At 40.4% G+C, this 23,204-nt stretch carries 24 protein-coding genes; 15 read left to right on the forward strand and 9 right to left on the reverse strand.

The genetic code is table 11. The features are described 5' to 3' along the window. Positions 1–58: 58 nt before the first annotated feature. The 3 genes from ACPUEN_RS16360 to ACPUEN_RS16370 all read right to left on the reverse strand — a co-directional run bounded on the left by ACPUEN_RS16360 (position 59) and on the right by ACPUEN_RS16370 (position 2,549). On the reverse strand, positions 59–562 hold the full coding sequence (locus ACPUEN_RS16360) for a hypothetical protein (protein ID WP_425636970.1): 504 nt from the start codon (positions 560–562) through the stop codon (positions 59–61). A 354-nt stretch (positions 563–916) separates the two neighbouring features. Next, positions 917–1,900: a D-alanine--D-alanine ligase gene (locus tag ACPUEN_RS16365; protein WP_425636971.1), complete on the reverse strand. Its 984-nt coding sequence runs from the start codon at positions 1,898–1,900 to the stop codon at positions 917–919. A gap of 409 nt (positions 1,901–2,309) precedes the next feature. Then, complete coding sequence (locus ACPUEN_RS16370) at positions 2,310–2,549, reverse strand: hypothetical protein (protein WP_425636972.1); 240 nt, start codon at positions 2,547–2,549, stop codon at positions 2,310–2,312. 105 nt (positions 2,550–2,654) lie between these two features. Here ACPUEN_RS16370 and ACPUEN_RS16375 point away from each other — a divergent pair, with 105 nt between their 5' ends. From ACPUEN_RS16375 to atpC, 3 genes are all read left to right on the forward strand, one after another. Next, positions 2,655–3,134 carry a C40 family peptidase gene (locus ACPUEN_RS16375; protein ID WP_425636974.1) on the forward strand — a complete coding sequence of 160 codons (480 nt, stop codon included), beginning with the start codon at positions 2,655–2,657 and terminating at the stop codon, positions 3,132–3,134. 151 nt (positions 3,135–3,285) lie between these two features. Beyond that, the gene (gene atpD, locus ACPUEN_RS16380; protein ID WP_425636975.1) at positions 3,286–4,788 is read left to right on the forward strand and encodes a F0F1 ATP synthase subunit beta; all 1,503 of its coding nucleotides are present in this window, start codon (positions 3,286–3,288) and stop codon (positions 4,786–4,788) included. A 129-nt stretch (positions 4,789–4,917) separates the two neighbouring features. Further along, complete coding sequence (atpC, locus tag ACPUEN_RS16385) at positions 4,918–5,163, forward strand: ATP synthase F1 subunit epsilon (RefSeq protein ID WP_146916634.1); 246 nt, start codon at positions 4,918–4,920, stop codon at positions 5,161–5,163. A gap of 203 nt (positions 5,164–5,366) precedes the next feature. Here the strand turns inward: atpC and ACPUEN_RS16390 are convergent, their stop codons facing one another. After that, a complete protein-coding gene (locus tag ACPUEN_RS16390) occupies positions 5,367–6,695 on the reverse strand; it encodes an alpha-L-fucosidase (RefSeq protein WP_425636976.1) in 1,329 nt (442 codons plus the stop codon). A 159-nt stretch (positions 6,696–6,854) separates the two neighbouring features. Between ACPUEN_RS16390 and rpsU the strand changes: the two genes are divergently transcribed. The 4 genes from rpsU to ACPUEN_RS16410 all read left to right on the forward strand — a co-directional run bounded on the left by rpsU (position 6,855) and on the right by ACPUEN_RS16410 (position 9,981). Further along, the gene (gene rpsU / locus ACPUEN_RS16395) at positions 6,855–7,049 is read left to right on the forward strand and encodes a 30S ribosomal protein S21 (protein ID WP_091692504.1); all 195 of its coding nucleotides are present in this window, start codon (positions 6,855–6,857) and stop codon (positions 7,047–7,049) included. Positions 7,050–7,177: 128 nt separating this feature from the next. Beyond that, positions 7,178–8,062 (forward strand): tyrosine-type recombinase/integrase, encoded by an 885-nt coding sequence (locus ACPUEN_RS16400; protein WP_425636978.1) that lies wholly within the window; start codon positions 7,178–7,180, stop codon positions 8,060–8,062. 35 nt (positions 8,063–8,097) lie between these two features. Beyond that, positions 8,098–8,403, forward strand: coding sequence for a ribosome hibernation-promoting factor, HPF/YfiA family (hpf, locus tag ACPUEN_RS16405; protein WP_111610109.1), 306 nt, complete (start codon positions 8,098–8,100; stop codon positions 8,401–8,403). Positions 8,404–8,472: 69 nt separating this feature from the next. Next, positions 8,473–9,981: an ArnT family glycosyltransferase gene (locus tag ACPUEN_RS16410; RefSeq protein WP_425636979.1), complete on the forward strand. Its 1,509-nt coding sequence runs from the start codon at positions 8,473–8,475 to the stop codon at positions 9,979–9,981. Position 9,982: 1 nt separating this feature from the next. On the opposite strand, the gene ACPUEN_RS16415 is transcribed toward ACPUEN_RS16410, so the two are convergent. Continuing rightward, positions 9,983–11,653 carry an ArnT family glycosyltransferase gene (locus ACPUEN_RS16415; protein WP_425636980.1) on the reverse strand — a complete coding sequence of 557 codons (1,671 nt, stop codon included), beginning with the start codon at positions 11,651–11,653 and terminating at the stop codon, positions 9,983–9,985. Between the two features lie 119 nt (positions 11,654–11,772). On the opposite strand from ACPUEN_RS16415, the gene ACPUEN_RS16420 reads away from it, so the two are divergent. The 3 genes from ACPUEN_RS16420 to ACPUEN_RS16430 all read left to right on the forward strand — a co-directional run bounded on the left by ACPUEN_RS16420 (position 11,773) and on the right by ACPUEN_RS16430 (position 14,914). Then, positions 11,773–12,759 carry a glycosyltransferase family 2 protein gene (locus ACPUEN_RS16420; protein ID WP_425636982.1) on the forward strand — a complete coding sequence of 329 codons (987 nt, stop codon included), beginning with the start codon at positions 11,773–11,775 and terminating at the stop codon, positions 12,757–12,759. 22 nt (positions 12,760–12,781) lie between these two features. After that, the gene (locus tag ACPUEN_RS16425) at positions 12,782–13,663 is read left to right on the forward strand and encodes a lysylphosphatidylglycerol synthase transmembrane domain-containing protein (protein ID WP_425636983.1); all 882 of its coding nucleotides are present in this window, start codon (positions 12,782–12,784) and stop codon (positions 13,661–13,663) included. Between the two features lie 75 nt (positions 13,664–13,738). Next, positions 13,739–14,914, forward strand: a complete 1,176-nt coding sequence (locus ACPUEN_RS16430; protein ID WP_425636985.1) for an ATP-binding protein — start codon at positions 13,739–13,741, stop codon at positions 14,912–14,914. 22 nt (positions 14,915–14,936) lie between these two features. On the opposite strand, the gene ACPUEN_RS16435 is transcribed toward ACPUEN_RS16430, so the two are convergent. The 3 genes from ACPUEN_RS16435 to ACPUEN_RS16445 all read right to left on the reverse strand — a co-directional run bounded on the left by ACPUEN_RS16435 (position 14,937) and on the right by ACPUEN_RS16445 (position 17,785). After that, positions 14,937–15,383: a hypothetical protein gene (locus tag ACPUEN_RS16435; RefSeq protein ID WP_425636986.1), complete on the reverse strand. Its 447-nt coding sequence runs from the start codon at positions 15,381–15,383 to the stop codon at positions 14,937–14,939. Beyond that, positions 15,380–15,976, reverse strand: a complete 597-nt coding sequence (locus ACPUEN_RS16440; protein ID WP_425636987.1) for a hypothetical protein — start codon at positions 15,974–15,976, stop codon at positions 15,380–15,382. The genes ACPUEN_RS16435 and ACPUEN_RS16440 overlap by 4 nt, the downstream gene beginning before the upstream one ends. Positions 15,977–16,618: 642 nt before the next feature. Then, on the reverse strand, positions 16,619–17,785 hold the full coding sequence (locus tag ACPUEN_RS16445; protein WP_425636989.1) for a hypothetical protein: 1,167 nt from the start codon (positions 17,783–17,785) through the stop codon (positions 16,619–16,621). Between the two features lie 220 nt (positions 17,786–18,005). On the opposite strand from ACPUEN_RS16445, the gene pyrF reads away from it, so the two are divergent. From pyrF to ACPUEN_RS16470, 5 genes are all read left to right on the forward strand, one after another. Further along, complete coding sequence (pyrF, locus tag ACPUEN_RS16450; RefSeq protein WP_425636990.1) at positions 18,006–18,821, forward strand: orotidine-5'-phosphate decarboxylase; 816 nt, start codon at positions 18,006–18,008, stop codon at positions 18,819–18,821. A 99-nt stretch (positions 18,822–18,920) separates the two neighbouring features. Further along, complete coding sequence (locus ACPUEN_RS16455; RefSeq protein WP_425636991.1) at positions 18,921–20,216, forward strand: DUF2851 family protein; 1,296 nt, start codon at positions 18,921–18,923, stop codon at positions 20,214–20,216. A 55-nt stretch (positions 20,217–20,271) separates the two neighbouring features. After that, on the forward strand, positions 20,272–20,907 hold the full coding sequence (locus ACPUEN_RS16460) for an acetyltransferase (protein ID WP_425636992.1): 636 nt from the start codon (positions 20,272–20,274) through the stop codon (positions 20,905–20,907). Positions 20,908–20,998: 91 nt separating this feature from the next. Beyond that, entirely contained in the window at positions 20,999–21,967 is a 969-nt protein-coding gene (locus ACPUEN_RS16465; protein ID WP_425636994.1) for a rhodanese-related sulfurtransferase, read from the forward strand. Between the two features lie 8 nt (positions 21,968–21,975). Further along, entirely contained in the window at positions 21,976–22,833 is an 858-nt protein-coding gene (locus tag ACPUEN_RS16470) for a nucleoside phosphorylase (protein ID WP_425636995.1), read from the forward strand. Between the two features lie 12 nt (positions 22,834–22,845). Here the strand turns inward: ACPUEN_RS16470 and ACPUEN_RS16475 are convergent, their stop codons facing one another. Further along, the gene (locus tag ACPUEN_RS16475; protein WP_425636996.1) at positions 22,846–23,121 is read right to left on the reverse strand and encodes a hypothetical protein; all 276 of its coding nucleotides are present in this window, start codon (positions 23,119–23,121) and stop codon (positions 22,846–22,848) included. Between the last annotated feature and the right edge of the window lie 83 nt (positions 23,122–23,204).

A 23,204-nucleotide genomic window follows, 5' to 3' on the forward strand; every position in this document is an offset into this window, starting at 1 on the left:
TAAGAAAACCGCTCAGATCTAATTCAAAGCGGCTTCAATTATAATTTTTATTCTTAGACTAGTTTTCCTGCTCTTGGATTACGAAGCCTTCCGAGCTCAGTCCACACTTCTGACTTAGCTCGTTCAGTTCTTCCTCCCATAGCTCAATGTTCGCGTCACTTTTTTTAACCTCTAGGTCAAGGGCTCGCAAATTTTCATCATCTTCATTCGTCCATTTTCCTATGGACATATTGTTTGTGAGCTCATCTACTTTTAGAGAGCTCTCTCTCCAGACTTCTACGAATTCATCGATTTGAGTTCTCATCGTCGAATACTCTGCCTCACAATTGGTTTGTTCACCATTAAAATCTATTTGGATCATTTCGGTGGTATCACCATCGGCTTTTTTGACTTCTAGTAAATATGCCTGATCTCCAATTTTTTCTGATAGGCTAATTACTTTGTCAGAGGTGTTTTTCCATTCAGCAACCAAGAACTTAAGCTTCTCAGTTTTTTCTTCTGAAGGGCTACAGCTGATAAATAATCCTAAAATTGCCACTAATAATATTCTGTAATTTTTCATGATTACTTAGGGTTTATGGTTAAGCTCATTGACCAAGAATTTCCCATAATCGGGAAAATTATTTCACGGCGTATTCAAAAACTCCATTTTAAATCGAATTATTTACGTTTCAAAAGGTTCAATGAACTATCGATAAGTTTGACTCATAAATAGTCCAAAGAGTATTCCAAGTGTAGTGTCGAATTGCCTATTGCTCATCATCCTGAGTTAGGAAATTGATATTAGTCCACTTTGTTTTTTTGAAAAAATGAAGGCTTAGTGACAAAGTAGTACTGTTCGTGGGATTGGTTGCTGTCACCGCTTGACATCATTAGCTAGGGAAATTACATAGTGATTTTTGATGCTTGACTGATGTCAAAACATCTCCTCAATCAGCTCAGTATAAAAGTCTCTCACTTCCATTCCAATTGCACGTATTTGCTGGGAAATTAGGCTAGTTTCAGTTTGGCCAGGAACTGTATTTACTTCGATGAAGTAAAATTTTCCAGTTTCCTGTTGAAGAAAGTAATCTACACGGATTGCGCCTTTGCAGTTTAGCTTTTCATAGATCTTTGGAATAATTCGATTCACACGAGCTACTTCTTCTTCGTTTTGGCGACCAGGAGTGATTTCTTCCGTTACTCCAGGAACATATTTGGACTCAAAGTCAAAAAACTCCTTGCTGCTCACGATCTCCGTGGCGGGAAGCACGGTGATTTCTCCTTTGCCCTTATAGCAGCCTATAGAAAACTCTCGACCAGAAACGAATTCTTCAACAAGTACCTGCTTATCTTCTGCAAAAGCTTTTTCCAATGCCTCAGGTAATTCTTCCCAGGTTTTCACTTTACTCATGCCGATAGAACTTCCACCGTTATTTGGTTTGATGAAGAGAGGTAAGGTCAACTCATCTTCCACTCGCTGGAGATTTTTAATACTGTTTTCAAATAACTGTAGGGATTTTGCAATATTCAATTCCTCGATATCATCTACAATAGCTTTCGTATAGCCTTTATTCATCGTGATAGCAGAGCTGAGCTGATCGCATGTGGTATATGGAAGACCGATCATATCAAAGTAACCGGCAAGTTTGCCATCTTCTCCCGGAGAACCATGAAGGATATTGAAGACACCATCAAAGGTGATTTTGTCATCGCCGATCGTGATGCTGAAGTCATTCAGATCCACCGGTATTTTTTCCCCTGAAGCACTCAAAAAATGCCAATCACCAGGATAAATCAGGATTTTGTAAACGTCGTAAAGATTGCGGTCAATGGTTTTTTCCACCACAGCCGCACTCTTCAGTGAGATCACAGACTCTCCAGTATATCCTCCTGTTACAAGTGCAATTTTTCTCTTCATAGCTAGTTGACTTAACACTGCGAATTACTCGAATTTTTTGGGATTTTCCACTGGACTGATTCCTTTCCTGCAAATTGTGGATGATATTTCCTGTATATGTTTGTTGGTTTTCCCGGAGATGTATGTTGGTTTTCCCCGCAGATCTACGCAGATAACTCCCGCAGATTGTCGCTGATCGTAGAAAGAATCAAAGTGATCGTGTTAACTCAAAAATCTGCATAAATCAGCGTTTTTTTTCTGCGCCAATCTGCGGGAAACCATACCATTCAAAGCGAATTGAACTTTTCCTCCGAATGACTCTGCCCTTATAAAGTATCAAAAAATCCGCGTAGATCAGCGCGTTTTTTCTGCGTATATCTGCGGGAAACTATTCTATTAAAATCAAATTAGCTTCTCTCTGCAGGAAATATCACTCCAACTTTATCTGATCCAGGTAGAATTTCATTCGAGTATGATCGCGTGGAAGAAAGTCAATCTTGTCAATTTTGTCCTGCTTGTGATTGTAGAATACTTCTACGTATTCATTTTCGAGAAGATAGAGATTCACCTTGTGCTTGTAATAGCGTATGCCCACGACGAAAGTGCCTTCCGAATAGATGGTATTGATTTTTTTGTGAAAAGGAAGGTTAGTGAATTCTTCTTTGCTCATATTACCAGTTGTCGTCGTTAAGTTAACGAAATGAATCCCCCTTTTGCTAAAAAAAGGTTGATTCCTGATTGACTTCGGCTTATAATTGAAAGAACAAAAACCACTATGCTGCGCAAACAATTCCGTTTCACCGCTTTTTTTCTTGTTGTTGGATTGATGCTTGCGAGTTCCTGTGCATCAAAAAGGAAGGTGACTAGTGAGCCATTTAATACGGTGATTCAGACAGCCCGAAGTTACACAGGAACGCCCTATCGCTATGGTGGTACTACTCGGGCAGGTATGGATTGCTCAGCATTGGTCTATCACTCCTTTTACTCAGTAGGGATTACAATGCCAAGAATCTCAACGGATCAAAGTAAAATGGGAAAGAGTATTCGTGCCAATGAAATAAAACCTGGCGATGTCTTGTTTTTTGCCACAGGTAGAAGAAGGAAGCAAGTAACCCATTCAGGTATTGTAACCGAAACGCCACGAGGGGATATTCGCTTTATTCACTCCTCTTCATCATTGGGTGTTTCGGAAGATTACTTAAGTAATAATTATTGGTCAAAAGCCTTTTTGTTTGCTAGGCGGATATTAGAGTAATTTTTAGGTACAAAGGCTTTTTTAAGCCAATGATGGACAATTAATTGAGAAGCTGTAGATTATTTCCCAAATATCCTTTGGGTTTAGGCATTATTGGTTAATTTTGCGGTCGAATTCAAAAAGCATATCCTTTTTACATTTCAATTATCAAATGGCAAATATTGGAAAGATAACTCAAGTGATCGGGCCCGTAGTGGACGTTTCCTTCGAAGGCGGCAAGCTGCCAAACATCCTTGACGCGGTAGAAGTTACCAAAGAAAATGGCCAAGTGGTCGTAATGGAAGTTCAACAGCACTTGGGTGAAGATCGAGTGAGAACTATTGCAATGGACTCCTCAGAAGGGATGGTTCGTGGCATGGAAGTAAGAGACCTAGGTCTTCCTATTTCAGTTCCTACCGGCGAAGGCATCAAAGGACGTCTTTTCAACGTGGTTGGAGAGGCTATCGATGGTTTGCCTGCTTTACCAGCTGGTAAGAGACTTCCAATTCACAGATCTGCTCCTCGTTTTGAAGATCTTTCTACAGCTACAGAAGTGCTTTTCACAGGTATCAAAGTAATTGATTTGATTGAGCCTTATGCAAAAGGTGGTAAGATCGGTTTGTTCGGTGGTGCTGGTGTAGGTAAAACTGTATTGATCCAGGAATTGATCAACAACATTGCAAAAGCATACGCAGGTCTATCTGTGTTTGCAGGTGTTGGTGAAAGAACAAGAGAAGGAAATGACTTGCTTCGTGAAATGATCGAGTCAGGCATCGTGACATACGGTGATGACTTCGTCCATAGCCTTGAAGAAGAAGGTGGATGGGATCTTTCTAAAGTTGATTTGAAAAAACTAGAAGACTCTAAAGCAACCTTTGTTTTCGGTCAGATGAACGAGCCTCCAGGGGCACGTGCACGAGTAGCTTTGACTGGTTTGACTTTGGCAGAATATTATAGAGACGGTGAAGGCGATGGTGCTGGTAAGGATATCCTTTTCTTTATTGATAACATCTTCCGATTCACGCAGGCAGGTTCAGAAGTGTCCGCACTTCTTGGACGTATGCCATCTGCGGTAGGTTACCAGCCAACTTTGGCAACAGAAATGGGTACCATGCAGGAGCGTATTACTTCTACTAAAAACGGTTCCATTACTTCTGTTCAGGCGGTTTATGTACCTGCGGATGATTTGACGGATCCAGCTCCAGCGACGACTTTCGCTCACTTGGATGCTACTACTGTTTTGTCTAGAAAGATTGCCGAGTTAGGAATTTATCCTGCGGTGGATCCTTTGGATTCTACCTCCCGTATCCTTTCTCCGGATATCTTGGGTGATGAGCATTACGGATGTGCGCAGCGCGTGAAAGAGATTCTTCAGCGTTACAAAGAATTGCAGGATATCATTGCGATCTTGGGTATGGAAGAACTTTCTGAAGAAGATAAGCAAGTGGTACACAGAGCAAGACGTGTACAGCGTTTTCTTTCTCAGCCGTTCCACGTAGCTGAACAATTTACAGGCTTGAAGGGTGTATTGGTAGATATCAAAGACACAATCAAAGGCTTCAATATGATCATGGACGGTGAGTTGGATCACCTTCCAGAAGGAGCTTTCAACTTGGTAGGTAGCATCGAAGATGCCATCGCTAAGGGAGAGAAAATGTTGGCTGAAGTTAGGTAAATTAGTTGTTGGTTGTAAGTTGTTAGTTTTTCGAAACCAACAACCAATAACTTACAACATGTAAATAATTCAATGTTGACTTTTATCTCTACTTACTAGAATATGGGTCTCCAAACGATATAAAATTCCATGCATTTAGAAATCGTCACACCGGACAAAAAAGTATTTCAGGGTGAAGTATCCGAAGCCAGTTTTCCTGGTGCTAACGGATCATTTCAGGTGCTGAATAATCACGCTCCGATCGTTTCGGCTTTGGCAAAGGGAACTGTTTCCTTTACCACTCCTGACGGAAAGCAATCCATGATCGTGGATGGCGGAGTAGTGGAAGTGAAAGACAATGTGATCGTATTGCTGGCTGAGAAAGTAGTCGCTTAAGCAATTCATCCGAATATATAGAAAAGGTCTCCTGTGTAAATGGGAGACCTTTTTTTGGTTTTTTGCTTAATCAGGAAGATTTTAAAGAAAGCTCGAAGTAGTCGATTTATTTTCCAATTTTTCAAATTCCAATTAAGAATAATCGAATGATGAATGTTGAACTCTGAATAAAGAAGTGAACCAAATTGTAAAAAATAATTCCTTTAATTACTTTCAATCACCTGTCCCTTTTCCCTATAGAGATCTACAGGACCATCTAACAAGACCGCCAATACAGTGATATCCTTGTCATAGACATTGTCAGGAATATCGATGTATTTCATTCCTGGGACAGCGCTCCAGTACATTTTGCCCACTTCTCTGGATTGGAGTTTAGTACCATTTCCTACTACCCAAACACGTTGGATTTTATTTTTTAGCCCTTTGATGGCTAGAGACTCATTTACCTTATAATCCAAATAGATATAAAGGATTGTCTTATCCTTCGAAAGAGTAGTAGGAGCATAGACGTGGCCATCTGGAATGCCCGCTTGGGTTTCATAGATCGCTGACTCATGCTTGGAGGTCCAGCGGCCGAATTCATTCAAAATAGTTTCTGCTTCCTCAGGGATAGTGCCATCCGGCTTTGGCCCGAAGTCCATCAGGAGATTTCCTCCCATATGGAGGCAATCGACGAAGATTCTAAGTAATTCGTTTAGGCTTTTGTACTGATCGTCGTTCCCTTGATAGCCCCAGCTGTTATTCATCGTCATGCAAAGTTCCCAAAACTCGCTATTTGGCCGCGTTACGGGTACTCCTTGCTCAGGAGTATCGTAATCACCAAAGCCAGGACCTAATCGGGAGTTGATGATCACATTTGGATTGTAGTTCTGCAGTTTCTTTTTGAGCTCCGCACTTCTCCATTCTTCTGGCTTGTGCTCCCAGTCCCCATCGAACCAATATAAGTCCGGATTGTATTGCTCGGATAATTCACCAAGTTGCTCGAAATTGAAATCAGTGAACTTCTTGAATCGGGCTGGATCATTTTTATATCGGTAAGTCACTCGTGTTTTTCTGTCATAATCTGGATGAGACCAATCCAAAACGGAAAAATAAATACCTTTTTTCAAACCTTCCTTTTCCAATGCTTTCATGAATGGACCAACCAGATCTTTTCCGGCTGGTGTTTTTTTAACGACAGAAAGATCGCTGGCTTTGGTATCCCAAAGTGCAACTCCATCGTGATGCTTGGCAGTGAGGACAGCGTATTTTGCACCGCTGGATTTGATGAGTTTTGCCCACTTTTCAGGGTCATATTCCGAAGCAGTGAACCCATCCAATTGCTTCATGTAATCCTCATAGCTGATATAATCGTTGAAGAACGACCAGGATTCGTCAATGCCATTGACAGAATAAATTCCCCAATGGATGAAAATGCCCAACTTGGCATCAGCAAACCATTCCATTTTCTCAGGAGTTTCTTGGGAAAATGCTGCGGTAGATTGAGTGAAAATTAGGAGTAGAATGCCTAGCGCTAGAAAGGATCTTTTCATGGAAATGCTGATGTTCACGATAAACTAATTGAGATTCAAGATAAAATTAGGCAAAATGCCCTATATATCAAGAGCCTTGAAAAGAGTTTATTATGAGTGGTCCTATTGTTTTTAGAATATTATCAATACCTTTGTGCCCACGAAAGGGGGTGTATAGATATGATCATAGTTAACGTAAAAGAGAACGAATCAATCGAGAAAGCGCTGAAGCGTTTCAAAAAGAAGTTTGACAAGACTGGTGCAGTCCGTGAACTTCGTGCGAGACAAGCTTTCACTAAGCCTTCCGTAGTAAGAAGAGCCCAAGTCATCAAAGCAGCTTACAAGCAGCATCTTCAAGAAGAAGCAGCGAAGTAATCAGTTTTGACTTCCGATATCAAACGCACTTGCCATCAGGCAGGTGCGTTTTTTTATGACCATTTACGATTTTGTCCGACGATTATTCACTTATTTTCTCCTAACTTATCTACCGAGTTACGTGACATATGATCGATTCTTTCATCAATTATTTAGAGTTTGAGAAAAAAGCAAGTCCACATACTGTGGATGCTTACCGCCGTGACTTGAGGCATTTCGAAGAGTTTGTATCGCTTTCATTCGAAATAAATGAAATTTCTGAAGCTACTCATCCTGAACTCAGAGCATGGGTAATTGATCTGGTAGATAGCGGGTTAAGTACTACTTCGGTCAACCGGAAAATCGCCACACTAAGGTCCTATTACAAGTTTTTGCTGCGATCACGGATCATTTCTACTGATCCAACGTATAAGTTAAAGGGTCTTAAAAACCCAAAGAAACTTCCTGAATTTGTACAAGAAGAGGCCATAAAATCCGTTTTAGATGAAAGCGTCTATGAACCTACTTTCGAAGGTCAGCGAGACAAAATGGTGATGGAGTTTCTTTATCTCACTGGTGTCAGGCTGTCTGAGTTGATTGGTTTACAATGGTCGGATATCAATTTAATAGAGGATTCGGTGAAGGTGTTGGGAAAGAGAAAAAAAGAAAGAATAATCCCTATTACAAAAGGCTTAAAACAGAATATTTTGCTGTATAAAAAAGTATTTGAAGAAAGGTTTTCTAAAGTTGGTCAAACTGACTACTTTATTGTCAGCAATCAACAAAAGCAAAGTTACCCTATGATGATTTTTCGTATCGTCAGGCACTATCTAGATCTTTTCGCGCAGACATCCAAGCGCAGTCCTCACGTTTTGCGACATACTTTTGCTACTCATTTGCTCAACAAAGGTGCTGATCTGAATGCTGTCAAAGATTTGCTAGGTCATGCAAATCTCGCGGCCACTCAGGTTTACACGCACAATTCCATGGAAAAACTTAAGGCTGTGTTCGAACAGGCACATCCGAAAGCATAAATAAATAATTTGTTCACCACTAAATGCAAATCAATATGAAACTGCAGATGCACTCCATCCATTTTGACGCCGATCGCAAACTGATCGACTTTATTCAGAAAAAAGCTGACAAACTGGATACTTACTATGATCAAATCATAGACGGAGAGGTTTTTTTGAGGCTAGACAAAAATGACAACAACGCAAATAAACTAGTAGAAATCAAACTGAATGTGCCAGGAAAGCAATTCTTTGCCAAGACACAGGCTGATTCCTTTGAGGCGGCTTCTGACGATGCCATAGAGGGATTGAGAAGACAGATCAAGAAATACAAAGAAAAAGTTGTCCTGGCTAAACAGTAACGGATAAGGATAGTAATTTTGAGGCACCTCTCAGTTTCTGGGAGGTGCTTTTTTTTGATACATCACCTTATGCAGAAGTCACCGAATTACTCTCTTTACTTTTGGTTGGCCAGTTGTGGGCTGATCTTCGCCAAGGTTTTATTTACCCTGAGGCCGGAGATAGACCTGTTCACTGAAGAAGCCCAATACTGGCTTTGGTCTCAGAATATGGCTTGGCATTATTATTCCAAGCCGCCATTGGTAGCGGTGCTCAATTATATTAGTACGGCTATTTTGGGCAATACCGAACTGGGAGTAAGGGTAAATGCCATTTTATGCGGCTTAGGCATGTCCTGGGTGACTTTTCTTTTTGGCAGACATCTCTATTCCGCTAAAGTCGGTTTTTGGTCAGCTATGATTTTGCAAGCCATGCCCATGTGGTGGCTGGCTTCTACTTTTCACATGACTGACAGCTCTCTTACCTTCTTCTGGGCGCTGAGTATTTATATGGCCTATAGAGGAGTGGAGGATGGTAAAAAGTCCTGGTGGATATGGGCTGGGCTAGCTGCTGCATTTGGGTTGATGGCAAAAATGGTTATGATCCTCATTTTTCCATTTCTCTTTCTGTACCTCATATATATTAAAAGCTTGAAGACTCAGAGCAAGAATTTCATCTTGTTTGTGTTTATCACTTTATTAGGTTTTATCCCGGCTTTGATCTGGAACTGGCAGAATAACTTTGACACGTTTAGGCACTTGGCTGCCCTCAGCGGTGGTGGCGGTGGTGAATCCAAAACTTTTGATGTAGGAAAGTCCTTTGGGCAATTCTTCGAATACCTAGGAGGTCAGCTGGCGATGATTTCGGTGTTTCTGTTTCCTTTATTTGTGGGAGCTTTTAGAAAAGTAATTCAAAGCCAAGACCGAGCAAAGGTCTATTTGCTTTTACCTGCTTTGATGTCTTGGGCTGCTTTCGCTGCATTGAGTTTTTTGACTTCGATAGAAGTGAACTGGCCGGTGTTTGCCTACGGGAGTTTGGCCATTCTGATGGCGGCTTGGGTGTGCGAGCAAAGTCAGAGATGGCAAAGAATCAGGAATTGGGGTGTAGGCTTAAGTATCGGTTTACCGCTGTTTTTCCTTCTTCCTGATTTTACTTTGCTGAAAAGTATTGCTCCTATCAAAAAGGCTGAGAAATCCGCTTTCAGAAGAATGGCTGGCTATGAGCCTTTAGCCGAAAGACTCGTCACATTAAGAGATAGTTTGGGAATTGAAGACGCGTATATCTTTTCAGAAACCTATCACATGGCCTCCGAACTTTCTTTTTACCTTCCTAAACATCCTCAGACCTTTATGTTGAATATGGGTTCAAGAAGGAATCAATTCGATCTTTGGCCCGGATTGGAGCAGTTTGTAGGGAAAGATGAAGTTGGAGTTTTCGTGAGTTGGAATTACGATTCGCCAGGAGAATTTGCAGAATTTAGTGAATTGATCTACGAGGAAGAGTATCCGATCCTGTTCAAGGATGAGCCACTTAGGTTAGCCAAAATTCAGATCTGGAGAAAACTGGAAAGGTTTAATCCATATCTCCCAGAAACGTATTAATTCACATTTTCTCGAGCCAATAGTAAATCTTCCCATTTTCCTTCACCAACGAATCAAAGGCAGGATCACTGAGGTTTTGTAGGAGAAAGGGGATTTGTTTTGAATTCCAGTTGACCGAACCCACAGATATTTCGTACTGGTTTTTTGGGATTAGTCCTAAAAATTTATCCTCGACTATCAAATAAGTATAACGGGCAGCTTCACGGAGTAACTCCTCATCGGTAAGCTTCTTCTCGCTGGATATATCAGTCATATAATAATCAGGTCCCAAAAACACCCTAATTTTGCTGCTGGTGTGGATATTTCCGATAAACCCGATTTCCTCATTTGGATCTATTTCATTAGCTGATACAAATACTTCAATTTGCTCGCCTTGCTCTGGCAGGGATATTTTTGCAGTGACAGTGGATAGGAGAAAAAACAACAATAGAAATGAATAAGAAAGTGCTTTCGGAAGTTTCTCGCTTCTAATAGTCAGCATAAAGAGGTAGGTCAAAATGGCGAATCCCACTGCCAGCTGAAGATAAATCCATGCAGAACTGCCCAATTGAAAGTTTATCCAAAAGCCGAAAACTCCAACAATTAGACAAAGGGATAAGAACGCCCAAACACTGATTTTTAGACCCAATTTCCTGAATTCAAATTGTCCTTTTACAAGTAGCCAACCTATCAATACTGCTAGAATTGGAGCTACGGGCAATAAATATCGCTCATAAAACTTAGCCGTCATCGCCCCCATTCCCAGAATTGCCAAGCCCCACAAAAGTGCAAATCCGAAGAAGACTGCATTCTCTGACCATGCTTTTCTTGTACTTTCCTTGATTTTAGGAAGTACCAGTAGAATCCAGGGAATAAATATGGCAATCAAAATCCCAAGAGCAAGCAATCCATTTTTCAGGATTAATAGATAACGTGAAGTTACCCGAGCACCTACCTGGTCCTCAAGAAAGCTATCCAAATAGGTAGGTCCGTGGATTTGCCACATGGCAACAAACCAGAATAGACCAATGAAGAGAGCGACTGCTATCGAAGGGAAATGAAGGACGGTCTTAAATGAAAGTCTTTTCCAAGGGTTCAATAAGAGGTAAAGAATGCCTAGCCCACCCAAAGCCACAGCCGGAATTCCCTTTACTTCAAGAGCAAGTGCTAAACTTAAATAAAGTATCCAGAGGTATTTTTTTGGTGCTTGATCACCAAATCTGATCAAGCCTGCAAAACCAACAGCGCTAAGAGTCATCGTCAATCCTAGCAAGACATCCGGAATTGAGCGGGTTGCGGATAAAATCAAAACAGGATTTGCAGCAATTATCAGTGCTGAGATTCCAGCTATCTTCTTGTCATCAAAAAGTAATTTAGCTAGCCAATATGTGGCTCCTACAGTCAATGCTCCAGCAAGTAAAAAGAAAATCCTGGAAGAAAATGCACTGACTCCAAACAGCTTGAATCCTGCCAATACTACCCAATATGTACCAATAGGTTTGCGAAATCGAAGTTCTCCATTTCCCAAATAAGTGGTTAGGTAATCTCCGTTTTGTATCATTTTCACAGCTGCATCGGTGTAATACATTTCATCTGGGAAATGCATGTGAAAACTCAACGCAAACGGGCCAACTAGGATGGCAAATGCCGCCATAACCACCCATGGATTAATATGATACTCTTTTAAGGACATGTCGCAAAGATAAACCTATTGAACTTTGCAATGCCAAATTTTCGTTGGCTTCCGAAAGCCAATCCTAGCTTTTTTGTCCTAGGAAGTATTTTACCGTATTTTTGACAAAATTTTATCGCATGTCCAAGCCACAGATTTCCGTAGTAATCACTGTTTATAACGAAGAGGATAATATCCAGCCACTTTTGGAAGCAACTTATTCCGCTCTGGAAGCAATCGATTACGAAGTTATTTTGATAGAAGATGGTTCTACTGATAGGACTGTGGCTGAGGTAAAAAAGTATGCGAATAGCCGAACTAAGCTGATTATATTCAATAGGAATTTTGGCCAAACCACAGCTTTGGCAGCAGGAATAGACATGGCTACCGGCGAATACATTGCTACGATGGATGGGGATTTGCAAAATGATCCAACTGACATTCCAGTGATGCTTCAAAAAGCAATCGATGAGGAATGGGATGTGGTAGCAGGCCGCAGAGCGAATAGAAAAGATGGGTTTGTGCTTCGCAAAATCCCTAGTAAAATCGCCAACTGGGTGATCAGAAATACCACCAAAGTTTACTTGAAAGATTACGGTTGCACGCTTCGGGTTTACAAAGCGGAAATTGCTCAGGGAATGGGATTGTATGGAGAATTACACCGATTCATTCCTGTTTTGGCGAAGCAACAAGGTGCTAAGATGACTGAGATGGATGTGAAGCATCATCCACGGATCCATGGCGAATCTAAATATGGCTTGAGCAGAACGTTTAAAGTGATGTCGGATTTGATTCTGATGTTATTTTTTCAAAAGTACTTTCAGCGACCAATTCACTTATTTGGAGGAATTGGGATTATCGCATTTTTGATTGGTTTGTTGATCAACTTTTACTTGCTAATCCTGAAAATCATGGGTGAGGATATCTGGGGAAGACCGATTATGATTCTAGGTTTTATTTTGGTGCTGGGAGGTATTCAGTTTATCACCACGGGAATTATTGCAGAGATTATTGTCCGTACCTACTTCGAGTCTCAGGATAAGACAACCTATAGCATCAAATCTGTTTATCAGGGAGCGCTGGAATCGATAGTTGCAGTGCAGCAGGAAATAGACGGAGCCAACTAGGTTTTCATACAGCAATTAAATTTTGGCGAAAACAGAGAGTTCTCTTAAAAAGAAATTAACAACTGCCTTGAAACTGGTTTTGACCGGCTTGGCGTTGTTTCTTGTTTTTCGCAAAATCGACACCGAGCAGCTTTGGCAAATCACCAAAACAATTCATTGGCTTTGGCTAATACCTGCGGTTTTCACTTTTGTGCTCAGTAAGCTTTTTACTGCATTTCGCTTAAATCTCTATTTCAAAAACATCGGTTTAATCATCTCTGAAAAGCTCAATATCAAGCTTTACTTGATTGGGATGTTTTACAATCTTTTTCTTCCAGGCGGAATCGGCGGTGATGGTTATAAGGTTTACCTGCTGAATAAGCATTACCAAACCCCTGTCAAATCTTTGGTGCAAGCCTCACTTCTGGATCGTTTGGGAGGTTTGGTCGCCATCGTGTTTTTGCTGCTGGCTTTGATTCTTCCAGTGAATTTGACTTTGCCATTTGCTTCCCAAATTCCTTGGGAGCTTATGGTTGGAATAGCTGCATTATTGGTTTTTCCTGCTTTTTGGCTGATACAAAAACTCCTGTTTAAAGCTTTTCTGCCCTCTTTTTGGAAGGCTAATGGCTGGTCAATGGCTGGACAGCTGGCACAATTAGTATGCGCATGGTTTATTTTGAAAAGCCTTGGAGTGACCGAGAATTTTCTTGCCTATCAATTGGTGTTTTTACTTTCCTCGATCGTGGCTGTGCTGCCTCTGACTATAGGTGGAGTGGGCGCGCGGGAACTGGTTTTCGTCTATGCGCACACTTACGCAGGAATAGATGAGGCGATTGCAGTCGCTTTTAGTCTGATCTTTTTCTTGATCACAGCACTGGTATCTCTGACAGGATCTATGATTTCAATTAATTTTGACTCAAACTAGTTAAATACCTGTTTTTCAATGAAATAAATAAAAATCATCCTTGCAAATTTAAAATCAAATTTTAAATTTGCAAGGATGATTGTACGAGATTTGATATTGAAACTCCAAGAACTGATGCCTGATTTTCCGGCTATAGCTATTCTTGGACCACGGCAAGTAGGTAAAACTACCTTGGCGCAGGAGCTCGTGGAAACCATCGATCCCCAGTCAATTTATTTGGATCTCGAAAGTCCCTCAGACCGAAGCAAGCTAGCTGAGCCTGAGCAATATTTTGATCTTCATGAAGGTCGTTTGATTATACTGGATGAAATCCAGCGCATGCCGGATCTCTTTCCGCTTTTGCGTGGAGTGATTGACCGACGAAGAAAGAAAGGCTTGCGCTCCTGCCAATTTCTGATCTTAGGTTCCGCTTCTTTGGATCTCATCCGCCAATCCTCCGAATCACTGGCGGGAAGGATTGCTTATGAAGAACTCCCCGGTTTTAATGTATTGGAAGTCTCTTCAATAGAAGGGCATGTTGATAAGCTTTGGCTACGAGGAGGTTTTCCAGATAGTTTTCTTGCGAGTTCGGATAGATCTAGTATGACCTGGAGAGGAAATTTCATCACTACCTATCTGGAAAGAGACATACCGCAGATTGCAGAATTTGTGCCTGCCAATCGTCTTCGCCATCTTTGGACCATGCTTGCTCATCAACAGGGACAGTTGATCAATCTTTCTAAACTTGGAGCAAGTCTGGATCTGACTTCACCGACAGTGAAAAGCTATGTGGAAATGCTTGAAGATCTTTTGCTGATTCGTTCTGTCAGACCTTGGCTGGTGAATGTGGGTAAGCGTCTGGTGAAGTCTCCCAAAATCTACATCAGAGATTCGGGAATAACACATGCTTTATTGAACCTGACCAAAATTGATGATCTGCTGGGACATCCAGTAGTAGGTGGAAGCTGGGAAGGGTTTATTATCGAAAATATAATTTCAGTCTTGCCAAAAGGAGCTGATTATGGATTTTATCGCACCTCGGGCGGAGCAGAACTTGATTTGGTTTTGAGTCTGAACGGTGAAATCTGGGCGATAGTAATCAAGCGAACCTTGAGTCCAAAGCTCTCAAAAGGCTTCCTGAATGCTGTAGAAGATATATCAGCGGATCATCGCTACTTCATCTATGCCGGCAAGGATGAATTTCCCTTGGGAGAAAATACACGCGCAATTGGGCTTTCAGGATTTATGAAAATGATTAAGGAAGGCTTTTGAGGCCTTCCTTTTATTTTAGCTGCTACTTCATCATCACATCTAGAGGAAAGTAATTTGGTAGATGGTTTTTCCCTACACCCTCTTTTGTTACTTCCCACCTTATTTCCTTACTGCTTGGGAAGTAGGTAATCTTGATTTCGCTAATGGCAAGAGAATATGCACTCAGAATCGTTCCTGTAAATACATTTTCGGATATTCTATTCAGAGAAATAGAATATTCCTCGTAGCTGCAGTCCATTCTATTTCCATTTTCAAATACTCCGCAATGCTCACCTTTGAAGCTGGTGGGTGTAGTTCCACGAACAGCTTTTTTCGGACTTAATGAGATTACAAAATTTCTTCTTCCATTATCCAAATCCCAACGATAGGTACCAGAGATGTCTTGAGAGCTGGAATCATGGGGAAAGAGAAGAAGCAGCCCAAACAAAACAGGGAGGCCTATTTTATACCTATTGAAATGTGAAATCATTTATGTATTTCTGTAATAATACCAGACTTAAGCTCAACTAATATGATGATTGAATCTTCATCATCATTGACCAATCCCTTTTCAGACGTAGTTATTCTTATGATCCCATACTTTTCTTTCGTCCCATAATATGTTTCAATTTCTAGTCCATAGGATGGAAATAGCTTTGCCACAGCCTTGTGATGATCTCCTATTTTTATAAAATCTTTCCCATTCCCTACTGAAAACTTGGAGTCTTTCAAATAGAATGCATCCATTTTTTCATTCAGAAAATAGAATTCATTTTGCCTATAGGTGATTAATCTGGCCATCTTTTCACCTATCTCATAGTAGTAATCCTCGTTTTTATCAGGGTTAGGAAATTCTTCTAAAAACGAGGAAATAGTAGTATTAAGAAAGCTAAATTCTTTGTCAGATGATTCGGAAGACTTGATTATGAGATAGTTAATATCGAAGGTCGGGATAGAGGTGTCCTCATTGTACCCTTGTACTTGACCAAATGTACTTGAGTGGACGGAGAAAGCAAGAACTATAAGAATCGAGAAATTCTTCATTGCTGAATCCAAGCATAGTTTTGTCAATAGCTCTCTCATTTGAGTCCCATTTGTTAACCGTTTGATTTTTGAGCGTATTTATTATAAAAATGAGCTAACCCAAAAACTATGATTCCTGAAGAGAAGATCGACCCGATCAGCTGAAACCAAATAGGTATAGAGCTAGGAAATATGGCAGCAAAAATGAAGTCTAAGATCAAGAGGAAAATAAAGCTTACAATTAGCCGTACTTTAAATCTTTTATCAAGCCTTTTAAACATATCAATAATTTAATTGCGATTCTAAAGTAGTCCCAGATTCAAGTAATAAGTGCAACACTAAAGATTTAAGGAAGGAAGCCTAGGCTTCCTTCCTTAGGCTGAAGAATTAAATTAGTGTTGTCATGCAAAAATTCAATCATCTCAGCCCAGAGCAAAGGTACCAAATCGAAATTCGGTGCTTTGTGAAGCTTTTCTAAGCCATTCCGGATCCCTAATTATACTAATTGCCCGAATCAAATTTTTCTCTAGTTTTTGATAAATTGTTTTTTTGGGATTTGTCGGTGTTACTAACCGCTTAAATAACTGGACTGGTTTTGTTGCCTAAACTAGGAGTGATATAAGAGTAAATATTTTAAGTACTTCTTATTGATTTTCAAATAGTTATTTTGGTTTTCTAACCTTAGCTTCGATATTCACTCACTTAATTTTTCTGTAACGTAAATAAACTAAATGTCAAAGAATCTTCATTTTCAAGTTCTGTGTCATTTAAGATATACATGCCTTCTTTTCCAAAGTGAATGTATAAATGATTATAATCAGAGACATCCATGGTATGCATTTCATTACCTGATTTGTCTAAAAAAAGCAGGTAATTTTTATTTCTTGGATCTAACATTTTAAAAGAATTAGCCGCCAAAGATTCATAATCAACTTCTGATAAAGCTTCTCGATAATGTCTCACATAAAGTTCTCGAAAGGGATCATAATAGACAGCAAAAAAAGAATTACTTGAATAATATTCCTTTTTCCATTCTCCCATTTTTTCACCAGATCGATTTGCTAAATCAACGAAATGTTCTTTTGGAGTGGCCTTTATTCTTTTCATGGTTTCAAAATCTTTGGTGATAATTAAGTCGTCCAAGATAGGGTAGTTGATAATATATTCTTTTGATTTCTCGTCGTAATCGAAGGAGATCAAAAGGTCATATGCGTTTACATTTTTGCCTAAATATTCTTCAGGAAGCAACATCTTAGATTCAAACTCTTTCAAGCTATTTTTAAAAATCCCAAAGGTGTTTTCAAGGTTTTGATAGGTATAAGGTGGTCTGGCGTATGCTTCTAACATATTCAGAAGAGTAACAATATTCTCTTCTTTTGAAGCAAATTTGAGGAATCCAGATTGAGGCTTTGGGCTGGAATTCATTATTCTTGCCATTTTTTGACTAGCTGTCACTTTGGAATTTTCAATCTCATAAATTTCATCATTTATCCTGTCAAAGTAGAGAAATTCATTTTTGGATACAGGTAAAAAATGATTTTGCGCTGTAGAGGTGCCTCCCCGGAAGTTTTCTATTTCATTCAGCTTTATCATAGAAATAGGTTGTCCTCCATTCTGTAAATCAAAGGTGCCTATTCCATCACTTGTCTGAATATAGAAATAAGAATCATTTTCGTCTGAGAAGAAAATAGGGTTTCCTTGAAGCTTAGGAAATCCACCTGAAATATCAAGAGTTATTGCTTTAGCATAATTAATCTTCAGTTGATTTTCACTCCGAGTCCCTTGCTCCTCAGAAACGTTTTTGTTGCAGGAGCACAAGCCAAGGATTAATGGAATAACGAAAAAGAGTCTGTGTAAATAGGATTTCATTTTCTGTTTTGATTAGTAAAATTTAGTATTGCCCAGACAAAATGCATAGCTAATTTGAGTAGTCTATTATGAATAAAAGTTCTCTTAAAATATTAAAAACATTCCAATTCAAACTAATTTTTCCGCGAAATATTTGAATTTTCCTGGCTCAATTTAGGATGCTTTTCATCCCTTTTCTATGCCATTATGGTTTCTTACCTTTGCCAAAATCTTAATCTTCATGACCAGAGCAGAGCTTTTCACCCAAATTCAGAAAAAATCATCCTTTTTGTGTGTTGGACTTGATGCAGATATCAATAAAATCCCTGCACATCTGAAATCTGAGCCGGATCCGATCTTTAGCTTTTGCAAGGAGATAATCGAGGAAACTGCGGATTATGCTGTGGCTTACAAGCCGAATATCGCTTTCTTCGAGGCTTTGGGGCCACAAGGTTGGGAGACGCTGCAGAAGGTAAATGAAATAATACCGAAGGAAATTTTCACGATTGCAGATGCTAAGCGCGGAGATATAGGAAACACTTCTAAGCTCTATGCAAAGGCATTTTTTGAGAAAATGGACTTTGATTCAGTGACCGTTGCACCTTATATGGGTGCTGATAGTGTAACTCCATTTCTAGAATTTGAAGATAAATGGGTGATTCTCTTGGCTTTGACTTCCAATGTCGGCTCTATGGATTTTCAGTTGATCAAAGATGAAAATGGGAAACCACTTTATCAGTCTGTCTTGGAGAAAAGCCAAGAATGGGGTACGCCAGAAAACCTCATGTACGTGGTGGGCGCTACTCGTGGCGAGTTGATTGGCGAAGTGAGATCAGTTGTGCCAGATCATTTTTTCTTGGTTCCCGGAGTTGGTGCGCAAGGTGGAAGCCTGGCAGAAGTAGCGAAGTATGGTATGAATTCCAGCTGTGGGCTTTTGGTGAATTCCAGCCGTGGGATCATTTATGCATCAGGAGAGAAAGACTTTGCAAAAGCAGCGGGGCAGGAAGCGAAGAAGTTACAGGAGGAAATGGCGGGTTTGCTTGAGAAATACCTTTGAATCTGAATTAAGTTGCTAGTGTTTTGAAAGTCAGGGTTTCCTGACTTTTTTGTTTTTTAGTTTTTGGTTAAATTCACTTGGTTTTTAATTGATACTTTTATGACTTTCAAAGAAGATTTTTTACAACTAGTCTGGAAATACCAGTATTTCGAAAAGGCAAAACTTCATACCAGCTCCGGGGAAGAGTTAAAGATTATTCAAGTGGGATTTCATAATCAAAGCGAAGGGCCGGACTTTCGCGATTCCGTGGTTGTAATAGATGGCGTGATCCTTCATGGACATGTGGAGGTTCATCGGCTCGCGAGTGAGTGGAAACAACATGCTCATGGTGGAAATCCGGCCTACAATTCGGTGGTGCTTCATGTAGTTTGGGAGGATGATATAGAAGTACACCGGAATGACGGAACTCCAATGCCCACGCTGGAATTGAAAGGGTTGATTTTTTTGGATGTCTGGAGGAATTATGAGCAAATGCTTGATTATAAAGCTGACTTGCCCTGTGCGCATGGATTGAAGGAAGTTCCGGAGATTGTACGTTTTTCCGCCTTGGAGAAAGCGCTGGTAGAACGGCTTCAGGAAAAGTCTTCCCTCATTTTGGACATTCTCAAATCCACCACCGACGACTGGGAGGAATCTGCCTATCGCTGGCTTTTCACCTGCTTTGGTTTCAAGACAAACAGTCAAGCAATGGGAGAATTGTCCGCTTTAATTCCTTACAAGCTTCTACAGAAACACAGAGATCAACTGCCGGTTTTGGAAGCCATACTATTTGGCCAAGCGGGATTGCTGCCTTTGGAATCTGATGAGCCATATGTGCAGTTTTTGATCAGTGAGTATGATTTTTTTAGGAAAAAATATAGCTGGGATTCTCCGATGAAGCGTCAACACTGGACTTTTATGGGGGTGAGGCCAGGTAATTTCCCGACGGTTCGTATCTCCCAGCTTGCGGCTATTCTATCCAACGCGCCCAATTTACTTCAATCAGTGATGCAGGATTCCCGGGACTTTGCCTCATTCAAAAAGTTACTGAAAGTGAAGCCTAGTGACTACTGGCAATACCATTATAGTTTTGGAAAGACATCTGAAAAAAGGACCAATTTAGGTGTTTCCAACTCTGCTTTGGAGCTTTTGGTGATCAATTATGTGACTCCACTTTGGTTTGCCTATGGACGATATTTTGAGGAGTCGGATTGGCAGGAGCGCTGTTTTGATTTGCTTCAGGAGGTTTCCGCTGAGAATAATCACATCATCCGTCGTTTTCAAACCCACGGTTGGTCCGCTGGAAATGGATTTGACTCACAAGGTATGATCGGGCTTTTTAAAAATTATTGCCAACCGAAGAAATGCCTGCAGTGTAAAATTGCACAAGCGCTTATCAAATCAGAATCCAAATGATTTTTGGGTAAGCCAGTGAATTCCTGTATTTTTGCAGCCTGAATTGCAGAAAACTATGGAAAAACCAGTTATAATTTTTGGTGCTAAAGGCATCGCTCATTCCGCACTTGAGATTTTCAACAGCAACAATGTGGTTGTTTTTGGATTCTTAGATGAGGATGAAAAAATTCACGGGACAGAGATCAATACGGTTTCAGTACTTGGAAATCCTGAGGATGACGGTTTCTTGAAGTTAATCGGTCAGAAGACAGAGGCATTTGTAGCCGAAGAGAATCCAAAATATCGTAAGTTCTTAGTAGAATTGTTGAATGATCGCCGCAAAGTTCAGCCTGTGAACGCGATCCACCAGCGTTCTTACATTTCTACAGATGCCATCATTGGTCATGGTAATTTTATCAATGCCAATGTGAATATCGGTGCAGGCGCGGAGATAGGTAGTCATTGTATTATCAATTCAGCGGCTATTATCGAGCATAAAGCTACTTTGGGTGACTTTGTGCAAGTTGGTGCTGGATCAGTTATCAATTCCGATGTGACCATCGAAGAAGGAGCTTTTATTGGCTCTGGAGCTACGATTGTGTCGGGAGTTACAATTGGTAAAAATGCCCGAGTAGGTGCTGGATCTGTGGTAATCGCAACAGTGGGTGCAAACGAAACCGTATTTGGCAATCCTGCTGCAAAAGTTAAATGAATTTGAGATTTTTAATTTCAAATTTGAAATCGTAAATCAAAATTCCGAAATCATAAATCCTAAAACACCCTGCCGCAACAGGGCTCAAGTTATGGAAAACAACAACTATCAAATCCTCCTTTATTACTGCTACGCCAAGATTGAGAATCCTGAAAAATACCGTGAGCAGCATCACCTTTTTTGTGTTGAAAACAATATCCGCGGACGTATCATCATCTCTGATGAAGGGTTAAACGGTACCGTTTCGGGCTTGGTGGAAGATTGTGAGAAATACATGGAATACATCCATGCAGACCTACGTTTTGCGAAGACCGAGTTCAAAATCGATTCTCACGACAAACACGCATTTACCAAAATCCATGTGCGTTACAAGCCGGAGATTGTCCACAGTGCATTGAGACATCTTGATCCGAATGTGCGAACGGGCAAGCATCTAGACCCGGAGCAATTCAAGAAATTGAAGGATCAGGAAGATGTGGTGATTTTGGATGTGCGTTCGAATTACGAGCATGAACTTGGACGTTTTAAAAATGCTTTAACACTCGATATTGATAATTTCCGAGATTTTCCTGAGAAGGTAAAAGAGTTGGAGCATCTGAAAAACAAGAAAGTATTGACCTATTGCACCGGTGGTATCAAGTGTGAAAAAGCATCTGCTTTCCTTTTGGAGCAAGGTTTTGAAGACGTGTACCAGCTTCACGGTGGTATCATCAAATACGGAATGGAAGCCGGAGGAGAAGACTTTGAAGGGAAATGTTACGTGTTTGACAATCGAATCGCGGTTGATGTGAATACCGTGAATCCAAAGATTGTTTCTACCTGCCATGTGTGTGGTACTGCTTCAGATCGTATGGTCAACTGTGCAAATCAGACTTGTAATGCTCATGTCCCGATGTGTGAAAACTGCGGTTGGGAAATGGAAGGTGCATGCTCTACAGACTGCAAGGAAAATCCAGAGAAGCGACCTTATGATGGAACAGGATATTACCAGAAAAACACAAATGGTTATAATCCTTACAAAGGACTTGTCCGTAAAGGCAAAGAAAAATCAAATGCTTAACTTGTAGCGTGAGCAGACAAATTCCAGAATCAGAATTGATATTAAATGCTGATGGAAGCATTTATCATTTGCATTTGAAGCCAGAGAATCTGGCTTCTCTTGTTTTCACTGTTGGTGACCCCGACCGTGTTGGCTTGGTTTCCAAATACTTTGATCAGATTGATTTCAAAGGCAGTAAGCGTGAGTTTGTGACGCATACCGGTAGACTGAATGGCAAAAGAGTCACGGTGATGAGCACTGGTATGGGCACTGATAATGTCGAGATTCTGATGACTGAGCTGGATTCCTTAGTCAATGTGGATCTCAAAACACATATTGTAAAACCAACAGAGACGAGTCTCGAAATTATCCGCTTAGGTACTTCAGGAAGTATGCAGGCAGAATTGCCAGTAGGAAGTCTGCTGGCATCTGAGATTGCTATAGGAGTAGATACGTTGATGCAGTTCTATCCAAAACTTGAAGGAAATCAGGACTGGGCAATATTGGTTAAAGACACGCTGGATCTTACTTTTTTACCTTATCAAGCAGGAGCTTCGACTGAGCTTTTGCAAAAATTACCATCTGACTTTCACCGTGGTGTCACGCTTACTGCTCCTGGTTTTTATGCTCCTCAGGGCAGAGAAATTAGGCTTAAGCCAAAGATGGATAATATGATCGAGCGACTGGCAGATCTGAAAGTGGATGGTCTTAAGATGACAAATTTCGAAATGGAGACTGCTGGCTATTACGCGATGGGTCAGCTGCTCAATCACCGAATGCTAAGTTTAAATGCTATTGTCGCGAATCGGCCCACTGGTGAGTTTGATAAAGAAGCTGAAAAAACCGTAGATCGTATGATCCGCGCAGCTCTAAAAGTTTATTGTTGAAAAAATCACCCTTTACGCTTGGATTTGATTGGTGAAAATGGGCTTGTCTATTTTAAAGTCCTCCCATTCATGATAATCAATATCCTGAATTATTTTGTTCATAAACTCGGCACATTCCTGCTTGCACAAGTAGATGCCAAAAAGCGACTCATTTTTATTCACAAGAAAAGTTCTACTGCTATCAAAAATACGCACCAAGTTTTTCCAAGAACCTAAGACAAGCAACTCATCTCGATTTTTTATGGTTTGGATTACCTTAAAATCCCCCAGAACACTTGATATTTTCATCTCTAAAAAAATTCTTTGTGGATAAATATTTAATCAAACTTAACCAATAAAACAGCGTAGCTCAATACGTGGTAATACGTATT

The sequence above is a fragment of the Algoriphagus yeomjeoni genome, assembly GCF_049821175.1.
Classification (GTDB): domain Bacteria; phylum Bacteroidota; class Bacteroidia; order Cytophagales; family Cyclobacteriaceae; genus Algoriphagus; species Algoriphagus yeomjeoni_A.